The organism is Roseomonas sp. KE0001 (assembly GCF_016107285.1).
In the GTDB taxonomy this organism is placed as follows: Bacteria; Pseudomonadota; Alphaproteobacteria; order Acetobacterales; family Acetobacteraceae; genus Pseudoroseomonas.
The window spans coordinates 284,313-297,459 of sequence record NZ_RCVQ01000001.1 but is presented as its reverse complement, the minus strand read 5'-3'; the positions used below and the strand labels follow the sequence as shown (position 1 = coordinate 297,459).

The 13,147-nt window shown below is 67.1% G+C and carries 13 protein-coding genes and 2 tRNA genes; all 15 read right to left on the bottom strand.

Going from position 1 to position 13,147, the window contains the following annotated elements; genetic code table 11:
* Positions 1 to 4: 4 nt before the first annotated feature.
* Positions 5 to 316 carry an NADH-quinone oxidoreductase subunit NuoK gene (nuoK, locus tag D9598_RS01370; RefSeq protein WP_198364997.1) on the bottom strand — a complete coding sequence of 104 codons (312 nt, stop codon included), beginning with the start codon at positions 314 to 316 and terminating at the stop codon, positions 5 to 7.
* A gap of 1 nt (position 317) precedes the next feature.
* The gene (locus D9598_RS01365; RefSeq protein WP_198364596.1) at positions 318 to 1,043 is read right to left on the bottom strand and encodes an NADH-quinone oxidoreductase subunit J; all 726 of its coding nucleotides are present in this window, start codon (positions 1,041 to 1,043) and stop codon (positions 318 to 320) included.
* Positions 1,044 to 1,170: 127 nt separating this feature from the next.
* Positions 1,171 to 1,659, bottom strand: coding sequence for an NADH-quinone oxidoreductase subunit NuoI (gene nuoI, locus D9598_RS01360; protein WP_198364595.1), 489 nt, complete (start codon positions 1,657 to 1,659; stop codon positions 1,171 to 1,173).
* A 53-nt stretch (positions 1,660 to 1,712) separates the two neighbouring features.
* Positions 1,713 to 2,723: an NADH-quinone oxidoreductase subunit NuoH gene (gene nuoH / locus D9598_RS01355; RefSeq protein WP_198364594.1), complete on the bottom strand. Its 1,011-nt coding sequence runs from the start codon at positions 2,721 to 2,723 to the stop codon at positions 1,713 to 1,715.
* A gap of 6 nt (positions 2,724 to 2,729) precedes the next feature.
* Positions 2,730 to 4,796, bottom strand: a complete 2,067-nt coding sequence (gene nuoG / locus D9598_RS01350) for an NADH-quinone oxidoreductase subunit NuoG (protein WP_198364593.1) — start codon at positions 4,794 to 4,796, stop codon at positions 2,730 to 2,732.
* Positions 4,797 to 4,802: 6 nt separating this feature from the next.
* Positions 4,803 to 6,113: an NADH-quinone oxidoreductase subunit NuoF gene (gene nuoF / locus D9598_RS01345; RefSeq protein WP_198364592.1), complete on the bottom strand. Its 1,311-nt coding sequence runs from the start codon at positions 6,111 to 6,113 to the stop codon at positions 4,803 to 4,805.
* A gap of 4 nt (positions 6,114 to 6,117) precedes the next feature.
* Complete coding sequence (locus D9598_RS01340; RefSeq protein WP_198364591.1) at positions 6,118 to 6,747, bottom strand: NAD(P)H-dependent oxidoreductase subunit E; 630 nt, start codon at positions 6,745 to 6,747, stop codon at positions 6,118 to 6,120.
* Positions 6,744 to 7,961, bottom strand: coding sequence for an NADH-quinone oxidoreductase subunit D (locus tag D9598_RS01335; RefSeq protein ID WP_198364590.1), 1,218 nt, complete (start codon positions 7,959 to 7,961; stop codon positions 6,744 to 6,746). The genes D9598_RS01340 and D9598_RS01335 overlap by 4 nt, the downstream gene beginning before the upstream one ends.
* Positions 7,958 to 8,626 carry an NADH-quinone oxidoreductase subunit C gene (locus D9598_RS01330; RefSeq protein ID WP_198364589.1) on the bottom strand — a complete coding sequence of 223 codons (669 nt, stop codon included), beginning with the start codon at positions 8,624 to 8,626 and terminating at the stop codon, positions 7,958 to 7,960. The genes D9598_RS01335 and D9598_RS01330 overlap by 4 nt, the downstream gene beginning before the upstream one ends.
* Entirely contained in the window at positions 8,619 to 9,173 is a 555-nt protein-coding gene (locus tag D9598_RS01325; protein ID WP_198364588.1) for an NADH-quinone oxidoreductase subunit B family protein, read from the bottom strand. The genes D9598_RS01330 and D9598_RS01325 overlap by 8 nt, the downstream gene beginning before the upstream one ends.
* 7 nt (positions 9,174 to 9,180) lie before the next feature.
* Positions 9,181 to 9,549, bottom strand: coding sequence for an NADH-quinone oxidoreductase subunit A (locus tag D9598_RS01320; protein ID WP_198364587.1), 369 nt, complete (start codon positions 9,547 to 9,549; stop codon positions 9,181 to 9,183).
* 228 nt (positions 9,550 to 9,777) lie between these two features.
* A tRNA-Asp gene (locus tag D9598_RS01315) sits at positions 9,778 to 9,854 on the bottom strand.
* A gap of 148 nt (positions 9,855 to 10,002) precedes the next feature.
* Positions 10,003 to 10,074 (bottom strand) — tRNA-Val (locus D9598_RS01310).
* A gap of 119 nt (positions 10,075 to 10,193) precedes the next feature.
* The gene (locus tag D9598_RS01305; RefSeq protein ID WP_198364586.1) at positions 10,194 to 10,466 is read right to left on the bottom strand and encodes an HU family DNA-binding protein; all 273 of its coding nucleotides are present in this window, start codon (positions 10,464 to 10,466) and stop codon (positions 10,194 to 10,196) included.
* Between the two features lie 186 nt (positions 10,467 to 10,652).
* Positions 10,653 to 13,064 (bottom strand): endopeptidase La, encoded by a 2,412-nt coding sequence (lon, locus tag D9598_RS01300; RefSeq protein ID WP_198364585.1) that lies wholly within the window; start codon positions 13,062 to 13,064, stop codon positions 10,653 to 10,655.
* Positions 13,065 to 13,147: the final 83 nt, after the last annotated feature.

Below are 13,147 nucleotides of genomic sequence, written 5' to 3'. Positions count from 1 at the left end.
GGGTTCAGCCCTTCAGGGTGGAGATATCCTCCACCTCAATGCTGCCGCGGTTGCGGAAGTAGATGACGACGATGGCCAGGCCGATGGCGGCCTCGGCCGCCGCCACGGTCAGGATGAAGAGGGTGAAGATCTGGCCGGTGAGGTCCTGCAACGCGGCGGAGAAGGCCACCATGTTCAGGTTCACCGAGAGCAGGATCAGCTCGATCGACATCAGGATGACGATGACGTTCTTCCGGTTCAGGAAGATGCCGAGCACGCCCAGCAGGAACAGGATGGCCCCCACCGTCAGGTAGTGGCCAAGACCGATGGTCAGCATCTCAGTGGTGCCCCCCGCCATGATGGCCGTCCTCGTCATGGCCGTGACCATGCCCCGCATGGCCGAGCGACTTGGGCTTCGGCGGCTCCGGCAGCTTGCGGCGCTGGATGCCCAGCACGCCGAGGCCGGTGCGCGGCGGCACCGAGGTCAGGTTGACCGCCTCGGCGCGGGCCACCTGAACGGCGATGTCCTGCCGCCGGCTGTTCGGCTGCTTGTCGCGCAGCGTCAGCACGATGGCGCCGATCATGGCGACCAGCAGGATCAGCCCGGCGATCTGGAAGAGCAGGATATAATCCGTGTAGAGCAGCCGCCCCAGCGCCTCGGTGTTGGTCAGCGTCGGATCGGCCGGCATCGGGTTGATCCGCAGCGCCGTCGCCTCGGGCGCGAACTGCCAGCTGCCGAAGACGAAGAGCAGCTCCAGGAAGAGGATGCCGCCGATCACCGCGCCCACCGGCGCGTAGCGCTGGAAGCCCTCGCGCAGCTGGGTGAAGTCGATGTCCAGCATCATCACGATGAACAGGAACAGGACCGCGACCGCGCCCACATAGACGATGACCAGGATCATCGCCAGGAACTCGGCCCCCGCGATCAGGAACAGCGCCGCGGCGTTGAAGAACGCCAGGATCAGGAACAGCACGCTGTGCACGGGGTTGCGGCTGGTCACCACCATGGCCGCCGAGGCGATCAGGATGGCCGCGAAGACGTAGAAGGCGAGTGCGGCGATCATCGCAGCCCGCCCTCGTGCTGATGCAGCGTCATGGCACCGTTCCGGGAGAGCCGCCCTGGCAGGAGGGCGGGGCCGTGAGGGTCAGGCAGCGGGGAGGTCACGGCCAGATCCATCCCCGCGGCGGTCGTCAACGGTAGGGCGCGTCGAGTTCGAGGCGCTTGGCGATCTCCGGCTCCCAGCGGTCGCCATTCGAGAGCAGCCGGGCCTTGTCGTAGATCAGTTCCTCATGCGTCTCGGTGGCGAACTCGAAGTTCGGCCCCTCGACGATGGCATCCACCGGACAGGCTTCCTCGCACATGCCGCAGTAGATGCACTTGGTCATGTCGATGTCGTAGCGCGTGGTGCGCCGCGACCCGTCCTCGCGCGGCTCGGCCTCGATGGTGATGGCCAGCGCCGGGCAGACCGCCTCGCAGAGCTTGCAGGCGATGCAGCGCTCCTCGCCGTTCGGATAGCGGCGCAGCGCGTGCTCGCCCTTGAAGCGCGGCGAGAGCGCGGTCTTCTCAAAGGGATAGCTGATCGTGCTCTTCGGACTGAAGAAGTACTTCAGCGTCAGCGCCATGCCCGAGGCCAGCTCGGCCAGCAGGAAGGTGCGCGCCATGCGGTCCAGCGTCGCCATCTCTCACCTCGCCGCGCGGGGGTAGCCCGCGCCGAACATTTCGACAAGCCCGCTCATGCCGGCAGCCATCCCATCACCTTGAGCACGAAAGCCGTCAGGATCAGCCAGCCCAGGCTGAAGGGCAGGAAGACCTTCCAGCCCAGCCGCATCAGCTGGTCATAGCGGTAGCGGGGAAAGGTCGCGCGCACCCAGACGAAGGTGAACATGACCAGGCAGATCTTCAGGATGAACCAGAGCGGCCCCGGCACCCAGTTGAAGGGCGCGATATCCATCGGCGGCAGCCACCCTCCCAGGAAGAGCAGGGAGGTCATCGCCGACATCAGGAACATGTTGGCGTATTCGCCCAGGAAGAACAGGGCGTAGGTCATGGAGGAGTATTCCACCATGAAGCCCGCCACCAGTTCCGACTCGCCCTCCGCCAGATCGAAGGGCGGGCGGTTCGTCTCGGCCAGGGTCGAGATGAAGAAGATGACGAACATCGGGAAGAGCGGGATGAAGAACCACACCGTCTTCTGCGCCAGAACGATCTGGGTCAGGTTCAGGCTGCCGACGCAGAGCAGCACGGTCACGATCACGAGGCCCATCGAGACCTCGTAGGAGACCATCTGCGCCGCCGAGCGGAGCGCGCCGAGGAAGGCGTACTTGGAGTTGGAGGCCCAGCCGGCGATGACGATGCCATAGACGCCGAGCGAGCTGATCGCCAGCAGGTACAGCACGCCCACATTGATGTCGGCGATCGCCCAGCCCTCGTTCACCGGGATCACCGCCCAGGCGATCATCGCCAGGATGAAGGTCAGCACCGGCCCGACGATGAACAGCGCCCGGTTGGCGCCGGCCGGGATGATGGTCTCCTTCAACAGCATCTTCGCCGCGTCGGCGAAGGGCTGCAGCAGGCCGAGCGGCCCGACCATGTTGGGGCCGACACGCATCTGCATGGCGGCCATGATCTTGCGCTCGGCATAGGTCATGTAGGCGACCGCGATCAGCAGCGGCACCAGGATCGCCAGGGTCTGCGCCACCGTGATGATCAGCACGCCGAGCGGCGAGGTGAGAAAGGCTTCCATCCCCGGTTACTCCGCCGCCAGCTTGGGCGTGGTGTCGCCCAGGTAGATCCGGGCGCATTCGGCCATGGTGTCCGAGGCCCGGCTGATCGTGTCCGCCTGCCAGTAGTTGGTGATCGGCAGGGTGAAGCCCTCGCCGGCCAGCGCCACCTCGCCGGCGGCGGGGCCGGCGGTGTCGCCGCAGCCGCCCTCGACACGGCCCTCGACCAGCCCGAAGACCGGGTTGGCCTCGACCATGCGGGCACGCAGCGCCTCCAGCGTGTCGAAGGCCATCGGTACCTCCAGTGCGGCGCCGGCGGCGCGGATGATGCGCCAGTCCTCCTTCGCCTCGCCCGGCGGGAAGATCGCCTTGTAGCCGCGCTGCACCCGCCCCTCGGTGTTGACGTAGGTGCCGTCCTTCTCGGGATAGGCGGCGCCCGGCAGGATGACATCGGCCCGGGATGCGGCGCGGTCGCCGTGGTGGCCCTGGTAGATGACGAAGGTGCCGGCCGGGATCAGCCCCGGCTCGAAGCCATCCGCGCCCAGCAGCCAGAGCGCGTCCACCCCGCCGCCCAGCATCGCCGCCAGGTCGAGCCCGCCGGGCCCGGGGAAGAAGCCGGCATCCAGGGCGCCGACCTGTCCGCCATAGAGGTGCAGCAGGTTGAAACCATGCCATTCCGGGGTCAGCGCGCCGACCGAGCGGGCCAGATCCCAGGCCGCGGCCAGCACGGCCGCGCCATCCGCCCGGGCCGTCGCCGCGCGCCCGAGCAGGATCATCGGCTTCTTCGCCGTCTTGAGCACTTCGGCGAAATCGCCGCGCCCGGCCGCCAGATCGGCGATGAGGGAGGCCCCCTCCCCCAGATGCTCGGCATTGTAGGTGAGATCCAGCCCGGCGGGGCCGATCGTCGCCACCTTCAGCGCCCCGCTCGACCAGCGCTTGCGGATGCGGGCGTTCAGCACCGGCGCCTCGCGGCGCGGATCGCTGCCGATGATCAGCAGCGCGTCGGCCTCGTCGATCCCGGCGATGCCGGAATTGAACAGGTAGTAGTCGCGCCGCGACAGATCGAGCCGCGCGCCATCCTGGCGGCAGTCGAGATTGGCCGAGCCGAGGCCGATCATCAGCTCGCGCAGGGCGAAGGCGCTCTCCGCATCGACCAGGTCTCCGGCAACCGCGCCGATGCGGCCACCGGGGATGGCCTTCAGGCGGTCGGTCACCACGGCCAGCGCCTCCTCCCAGGAGGCCTGGCGCAGCTTGCCGTCCTTCCGCACCCAGGGGCGGTCGAGCCGCTTGCGCTTCAGCCCGTCGAAGGAGAAGCGACCGCGATCGGCCATCCACTCCTCGTTCACGTCCTCATTGACGCGCGGCAGGATGCGCAGCACCTCGGGCCCGCGCGTGTCGATGCGGATGGCGGCGCCGACGGCGTCCAGCACGTCGACGCTGTCGGTCTTCCGCAGCTCCCAGGGGCGCGAGACATAGGCATAGGGCCGGCTGGTCAGCGCGCCGACCGGGCAGATGTCGATCAGGTTGCCGGAAAGCTCGGTGGTCAGCGCCTTCTCGACATAAGTGCCGATCTGCATGTTCTCGCCGCGTCCGGTGGCGCCGAGCTCCGGCACACCGGCCACCTCGGTCGCGAAGCGGATGCAGCGGGTGCACTGGATGCAGCGGGTCATGATCGTCTTGACCAGCGGCCCCATGTACTTGTCCTTGACCGCCCGCTTCTCTTCGACGTAGCGGCCGCCCTGGCCGCCATAGGCGGTGGCCTGGTCCTGCAGATCGCACTCGCCGCCCTGGTCGCAGATCGGGCAGTCCAGCGGATGGTTGATCAGCAGGAATTCCATGACGTTGCGGCGGGCGTTGCGGACCATGGTGCTGTCCGTGAACACCTTCATACCGTCCGCGACCGGATAGGCGCAGGAGGCCACCGGCTTCGGCGCCTTCTCCACCTCGACCAGACACATGCGGCAATTGCCGGCCACGCTCAGCCGCTCGTGGTAGCAGAAGCGCGGAATTTCCTTGGCAGCGGCCTCGCAGGCCTGCAGCACGGTGGCGCCGTTCGGGACTTCTACCTCGATCCCGTCAACCGTGACCTTCGCCATGGCGTCTTACTCCGCCGCCAGCGGCATGGCGCCGCCGCTTTTCTGCTGCTTGTAGGCCGCGATGCGCTCTTCCATCAGCGGACGGAAGTGCCGGATCAGCCCCTGCACCGGCCAGACGCCGCCATCGGCGAGGGCGCAGATGGTATGCCCCTCGATCTGCCGCGTGACGCTTTCCAGCACATCGATCTCGGCGATCTCGGCGCGCCCCTCGACCATGCGGTCCATCAGGCGCTTCTGCCAGCCCATGCCCTCGCGGCAGGGGGTGCACTGGCCGCAGCTCTCATGCTTGTAGAAGGCCGCGAGCCGCGCGATCGCTTTGATGATGTCGGTGGACTTGTCCATCACGATCACGCCCGCCGTGCCCAGGCCGGACTTGTGCTCGCGCAGCGCGTCGAAATCCATCAGCACGTCGTCGCAGATGTGCTTGGGCAGCAGCGGCGTCGACGAGCCGCCGGGAATGACGGCGAGAAGATTGTCCCAGCCGCCGCGCACGCCGCCGGCATAGCGCTCGATCAGCTCCCGCATCGGGATGCTCATCTCGGCCTCGACATTGCAGGGCTTGTTCACATGGCCCTGGATGCAGAAGACCTTGGTGCCGGAATTGCGCGGCCGGCCAAAGCTGGCGAACCACGCCGCGCCGCGCCGCAGGATCGTCGGCACCACCGCGATCGTCTCGACGTTGTTGACCGTCGTCGGGCAGCCATAGAGGCCCACCGCCGCCGGGAAGGGCGGCTTCAGGCGCGGCATGCCCTTCTTGCCCTCGAGGCTCTCGATCAGCGCCGTCTCTTCGCCGCAGATATAGGCACCCGCGCCGCGATGCACGTAGAGATCGAAGTCCCAGCCCGAGCCCGCCGCGTTCCTCCCCAGCAGCCCGGCCTCATAGGCCTCGTCGATGGCCGCCTGCAGGACGACGTGCTCGTTGTAGTACTCGCCGCGCACGTAGATGTAGCCCGCATGCGCGCCCATGCCGACGCCGGCGATCAGGCAGCCCTCGATCAGCGTGTGCGGATCGTTGCGGATGATGTCGCGGTCCTTGCAGGTGCCCGGCTCGGACTCGTCGCAGTTGACCACGAGATAGGACGGGCGCCCGTCCGGGCTCTCCTTCGGCATGAAGCTCCACTTCATGCCGGTCGGGAAGCCGGCGCCGCCGCGGCCGCGCAGGCCGGACTGCTTCATCTCCTCGATGATCCAGTCGCGCCCCTTGGCGATGATCGCTGCCGTGCCGTCCCAGTTGCCGCGCCGCCGCGCCTCCTTGAGGCCCCAGGGATGCAGGCCGTAGAGGTTGGTGAAGATGCGGTCCTTGTCGCTCAGCGCCATGGCGTCACTTCTCCTCCACCAGCGGGATGTCGAGCAGGGTCTCGGGCCCGCCCTCCGGCGCGCTGCACAGCCGCCCCTTGGCGCTGCCCGGCCGCGGCCGCTCGCCACGCTTCAGCGCCTCGATCAACCGGACGGTGCTGTCGTAGTCGAGATCCTCGTAGTAGTCGTCATCGACCTGCAGGATCGGCGCGTTGACGCAGCCGCCCAGGCACTCGACCTCGCTCAGCGTGAACAGCCCGTCCTCGCTGGTGTCGCCGTAGCCCGCCAGGTGCCCGGCATCCTTGCAGGCGCGCAACACCTCGTCCGAGCCGCGCAGCCAGCAGGGCGTGGTGCCGCAGACCTGCAGGTGGAAGCGTCCGATCGGCTTGGTGTTGAACATGAAGTAGAAGGTGGCGACCTCGTAGACGCGGATCGGCGCCATGCTAAGGCGCAGCGCCACCTGATCCATCGCCACGCGCGGCACCCAGGCGCTGCCGGTCTGCCGGCCCATCTGCTTCTGCACGACATAGAGCAGCGGGATCACGCCGCTCGCCTGCTTCCCTTCGGGATACCGCGCCAGGATCTTCGCGATCTGCGCCTCGCTCTCGGCGTCGAAGGCGAAGCTCGACGGCTCCTCGTGATGATGCGCGCTCACCGGTCGATCTCTCCGAACACGATATCCAGGCTGCCGATGACGGACACCGCATCGGCCAGCATGTGGCCCTTGGACAGCTTCTCCATCGCCTGCAGATGCGCGAAGCCCGGCGCGCGGATCTTGCAGCGATAGGGCTTGTTGCCGCCATCGGCCACGAGATAGACGCCGAACTCGCCCTTGGGCGCCTCGACCGCCGTATAGGTCGCGCCGGCCGGCACGTGATAGCCCTCGGAATAGAGCTTGAAATGGTGGATCAGCGCTTCCATCGAGCGCTTCATCTCGCCCCGCTTCGGCGGCGCGATCTTGCTGTCCTGCACCTTGATCGGGCCGCCCGGCATCGCCGCCAGGCACTGCTTGATGATCTTGAGGCTCTCGCGCATCTCGGCGATGCGGACGAGGTAGCGCTCGTAGCAGTCGCCATGGCTGCCGACCGGGATCTCGAAATCGAGCTGGTCGTAGATGTCGTAGGGCTGGCTGCGCCGCAGATCCCAGGCACAGCCCGAGGCGCGGATGCAGGGGCCGCTGAAGCCCCAGGCCATCGCCTCCTCGGCGGTCATGATGCCGACGTCGACGGTCCGCTGCTTGAAGATGCGGTTGCCGGTCAGCAGCCGCTCGATATCGTCGACGAACTTCGGGAACTGTTCGGCCCAGGCCGCGATGCGGTCGGTCAGCCCGGCCGGAATGTCCTTGGCGACGCCGCCCGGCCGCACGTAATTGGCATGGTAATGCGAGCCCGAGGCCGCCTCGTAGAACTCCAGCAGCACCTCGCGCTGCTCGAAGCCCCAGAGCGAGGGCGTCGTCGCGCCGACATCGAGCGCGTAGGTGGTGATGTTGAGGATGTGGTTCAGCACGCGGCTGATCTCGGCGAACATCACGCGGATGTACTGGGCGCGCAGCGGCGCCTGGATGCCGAGCAGCCGCTCGGTGGCCAGGGCGAAGGCATGCTCCTGCGCCATCGGCGCCACATAGTCCAGGCGGTCGAAATAGGGCAGCGCCTGGAGATAGGTCTTGTACTCGATCAGCTTCTCGGTGCCGCGATGCAGCAGGCCGATATGCGGATCGGCGCGCTCCACCACCTCGCCCTGCATCTCCAGGATGAGGCGGAGCACGCCATGCGCCGCCGGATGCTGCGGGCCGAAGTTGATGGTGTGGCTGTCGATCTCGACCGTGCGCGTGCCGCCGGCGGCCGGGGTGTCTTCGGTGCTGAGGCTCATTCGCGGCCAATCCGGTTGAGGTGCACCTTCTCGTCGCCCGGCAGGGTGGTCATGCCTTCCCAGGGCGAGAGGAAGTCGAAGTTGCGGAATTCCTGCGTCAGCTGCACCGGCTCGTAGACAACCGCCTGCCGCTCGGCGTCGTAACGGACCTCGACGAAGCCGGTCAGCGGGAAGTCCTTGCGCAGCGGATGCCCCTGGAAACCGTAATCCGTCAGGATGCGGCGCAGATCCGGCTGGTTCTCGAAGACGACGCCGTACATGTCCCAGGTCTCGCGCTCGAACCAGGTGGCGCTCGGCCAGATGTCGTGCACGCTGGCGACCGGCCGCTCGGCGTCGGTCGCGATGATGACGCGGATGCGATGGTTCTGCGTCAGCGACAGCAGGTTGTAGACCACGTCGAAGCGCTCGGCACGTCCCGGCCAGTCGACACCGCAGATGTCCATGCACTGCTCGAAGGCGAAGCGCGGGTCGTCCCGCAGCATCAGCATCACGGCATGCAGCGCCTCGCGCCGCACCCGGATCTCCACCTCGACGCCGCGCGCCACACGGGATTCGAGCGACACGCCGGCGGGCAGGCCGGACAGCACGGCGGAGAGGAGCGCCTCCTGCGGCGTGGGCTCACGCGGCGCCTCGGCGGTCAGTTCGGTCGGGGTCGTGTCAGCCACGGAGGATGCTCCCCGTCCGGCGGATCTTCTTCTGCAGTTGCAGGATACCGTAGACCAGCGCCTCCGCCGTCGGCGGACAGCCGGGAACATAGATGTCCACGGGCACGACACGGTCGCAGCCGCGCACCACGCTGTAGCTGTAATGGTAGTAGCCGCCCCCATTGGCGCAGCTGCCCATGCTGACGACGTAGCGCGGCTCGGCCATCTGGTCGTAGACCTTGCGCAGCGCCGGCGCCATCTTGTTGGTCAGGGTGCCGGCGACGATCATCACATCCGACTGCCGCGGCGAGCCGCGCGGGATGACGCCGAAGCGGTCCAGGTCGTAGCGCGGCATGTAGGCGTGAATCATCGGCACCGCGCAGCAGGCGAGACCGAAGGTCATCGGCCAGAGGCTGCCGGTGCGCGCCCAGTTCACCACCTTGTCGAGATTGGCGACGACGAAGCCCTTGTCCTCGATCTCGCCGTTCACGCCCTTCACCACGGCGTCCTGCTCGGCGCCTGGCGGCAGGGCCTGCTTGTTCCAGGCCAGTTGGTTGCTCGCGCTCATTCGCCGCTCACTCCCAGTCCAGGGCGCCCTTGCGCCATTCATAGATGAAGCCGACCGTCAGCACGGCGAGGAAGGCCATCATCGAGAGGAAGCCCAGCCAGCCGATGTCGCCCAGCGCCACCGCCCAGGGGAAGAGGAAGGCGACCTCGAGGTCGAAGATGATGAACAGGATGGCGACCAGGTAGAATCGCACATCGAAGCGCCGCCGCGTGTCGTCGAAGGGCTCGAAGCCGCATTCATAGGCGGAGATCTTCTCCGCATAGGGCTTCTGACGGGCCGCCAGTACACTCCCCCCCACCATGGCGATGGCAATGCCACCCGCGATGGCCAGGAAGACCAGGATCGGGAAATAGTCCGCCAGCAGGGGCTGGGTCATGATGCATCCGTCCCTTGGGGCCCAAGGCCCTACACCGCCACGCACAGGGGAGCGCGTGGATCGTCACGCCGCGGAACTACCGCAGCGCAACGCTGGGCCGGACATTACCCCCGCGGGCCGAGGATCGCCATAGGCCGGATGCCGCGTAAGGAGATTGAAAAACCAAAAGGTCAGAAAGCCAAAACGCCGCACGAGAAGCTCCCGGGCGGCGTTTTCGGACAGCGCGCTTGGCGCGAGTGACGGGGCTCGAACCCGCGACCTCCGGCGTGACAGGCCGGCGCTCTAACCAACTGAGCTACACCCGCTTGCGGCGTGGGCGGGGAAATAGGGCCCGGGCCGCCCCCTGTCAATCGACGAAAATCGCCTCCCGCGAGATAGATTTGGCCTCGCACCGAACACGCCCGGAAGGCCGGCAGATGACGCTGGTCGGATGGACAGTCTTGAAGGGGGACATGGGCACTGACGGATTCGAACCGCCGGCATCCTCGGTGTAAGCGAGGCGCTCTACCGCTGAGCTAAGTGCCCGTCGCGACGGGACTTACCCCGCCCCCAACGCCCGGACCAGCAGCAAAAAGGCGACTGGAGGAGGAAGCCGGCCAGGAGCGTCGGGGGACCCGGATGGACCCCCTCTCCCCGGCACGCGGTCAGTTCAGGTCGTCGCGCAGCGCCTTGCCGGCCTTGAAGCGGACGGTCGTGGTGGCGGCGATCTCGATCTCCTCCCCGGTGCGCGGATTGCGTCCCTTGCCGGCCTTGCGGCGGGAGGTGGAGAAGGTTCCAAAGCCGACCAGGCGGACTTCCTGCTTGTTCTTCAGCGACTGGCTGATGGCATCGAACACGGCGTCGAGCACCTCTCCCGCCTTGGCCTTGGAGAGTTCGCCGGACTCCGCGACAATCGTCACGAGATCTTGCTTATTCACGTGGTTAAGCCCCCGGTTCCAGGAACGAGGAAGCCGCCGGCGGCGGCTCCATCGGAAGGACACTAAGACAAGGGGGGATCCCGGCGTCAATGTTACGCCCAGGCCAGCTTCCCCGGCGGCGGCTATTTGCCGGAGTGATGCCGGAAGGCCACGGCCGGAACCCGCGGGTCCCGGCCGTGGAAAGTCTCAGTGCGGCAGGGCGGCGGGCTGCGACGCCTTGCCGTCCGGGGCCGGCGGCGGCTCCTCCTCGGACCAGTCGATCGGCTCGGGCTTGCGCACCAGCGCCTGGGCGATGACCTCGTCCACATGCGCCACGGGGATGATGCTCAGCCCCCGCTTCACGTTGTCCGGGATCTCCGCCAGATCCTTCTCGTTGTCCTTCGGGATGAAGACCGTCTTGATGCCGGCGCGCAGCGCCGCCAGCAGCTTCTCCTTCAGCCCGCCGATCGGCAGCACACGGCCGCGCAGCGTGACTTCGCCGGTCATGGCGACATCCTTGCGCACCGGGATACCGGTCAGGATCGAGACAATGCTGGTCGCCATGGCGATACCGGCCGAGGGGCCATCCTTCGGCGTCGCGCCCTCCGGCACGTGCACATGGATGTCCCGCCGCTCGTACAGGGTCGGCTTGATGCCGAAGCTGGCCGAGCGGCTCCGCACATAGGAGATCGCCGCCGAGACGCTCTCCTGCATGACATCGCCGAGCTTGCCGGTGGTCTGGACCTTGCCCTTGCCGGGCACCATGACGGATTCGATGGTCAGGATCTCGCCGCCCACCTCGGTCCAGGCCAGGCCGGTGACGACACCCACCATGTCCTCGGCCTCGGCCTCGCCATAGCGGAACTTCCGGACGCCGGCGTACTTGTCCAAGTTCTTCCGGTTGATCGTGACCTTCCGGGCCTTCTTGGAGACGATCTCCTTCACCGCCTTGCGCGCCAGGCCACCCACCTCACGCTCGAGATTCCGGACGCCGGCCTCGCGCGTGTAGTAGCGGATCAGGTCCAGCAGAGCCTCGTCCGTCACGCTCCACTCGCCCTCCTTCAGCCCGTTGGCCTCGGTGACCTTCGGCATCAGGTGGCGCTTGGCGATCTGCACCTTCTCATCCTCGGTGTAGCCGGGGATGCGGATGATCTCCATGCGATCCAGCAGCGGCTGCGGCATCCGCAGGCTGTTGGCGGTGGTGACGAACATCACGTCCGAGAGGTCGTAGTCCACCTCCAGATAGTGATCGGCGAAGGTCGCGTTCTGCTCGGGGTCCAGCACCTCGAGCAGCGCCGAGGAGGGATCGCCGCGCCAGTCGGCGCCGAGCTTGTCGATCTCGTCCAGCAGGAACAGCGGATTGCTGGTCTTGGCCTTCTTCATGCCCTGGATGACCTTGCCCGGCATGGAGCCGATATAGGTTCGCCGGTGGCCACGGATCTCGGCCTCGTCCCGCACGCCACCCAGCGACATGCGGACGAAGTTGCGGTTGGTCGCCCGGGCGATGGACTTGCCCAGCGAGGTCTTGCCAACACCCGGCGGCCCGACGAGGCAGAGGATCGGGCCGCGGATCTTCGGGCTGCGCGACTGCACCGCCAGGTATTCGAGGATCCGCTCCTTGATCTTCTCCAGGCCGTAATGGTCCGCGTCCAGCACCTCCTCGGCCTTGGCCAGGTCGTTGCGGATCTTGGACTTCTTCTTCCAGGGGATGGAGAGGATCCAGTCGAGGTAGTTGCGGACCACCGTCGCCTCGGCGCTCATCGGCGACATGGAACGGAGCTTCTTCAGCTCGGCCATGGCCTTGTCGCGCGCCTCAGGGGAGAGCTTGGTGGCCTTGATCTTGGCCTCCAGCTCGGCGGATTCATCCTTGCCGTCCTCGCCCTCGCCCAGTTCCTTCTGGATCGCCTTGAGCTGCTCGTTCAGGTAGTACTCGCGCTGGGTCTTCTCCATCTGCCGCTTGACGCGGTTGCGGATGCGCTTCTCCACCTGCAGGACGCCGATCTCGCTCTCCATGTGAGCAAAGACCCGTTCCAGCCGCTGCGCCACCCCGGCGATCTCGAGCAGCTCCTGCTTCTCGCTGATCTTCAGGTTGAGGTGGCTGGCGACCGTGTCGGCGAGCTTCGCCGGGTCCTCGATCTGGTTGATCGAAACCAGGACCTCGGGCGCGATCTTCTTGTTGAGCTTGATGTACTGCTCGAACTGGGAAACGACCGTGCGGGCCAGGGCCTCGACCTCGGGCGCCTCGGCGGGCGCCTCCTCGATCGGGGCGGTATAGGCCTCGAAATACTGGTCGGTCTCCTTGAAGCCGAGCACGCGGGCGCGCTTGCCGCCCTCGACCAGCACCTTCACCGTGCCGTCGGGGAGCTTCAGCAGCTGCAGCACCGTCGAGACGGTGCCGACATCATAGAGATCCTCCGCGCCGGGATCGTCCTGGGCGGCATTGCGCTGGGCGACGAGCAGGATCTGCTTGTCCTCCCGCATCACCGCCTCAAGCGCGCGGACGCTCTTCTCGCGCCCCACGAAGAGGGGAACGATCATATGGGGGAAAACGACGATGTCCCGCAGCGGCAGTACGGGGAGCAGTTCGCCAGTCAGCAATTCGGGTTTCTCATCCGCCATCGGGGACCTCACTCAGGACAGTCGGCGCTGGCCCGCCCGCGTATCGGCACGGACCCACGCCACGGGGTTCTCCCATGAGATGG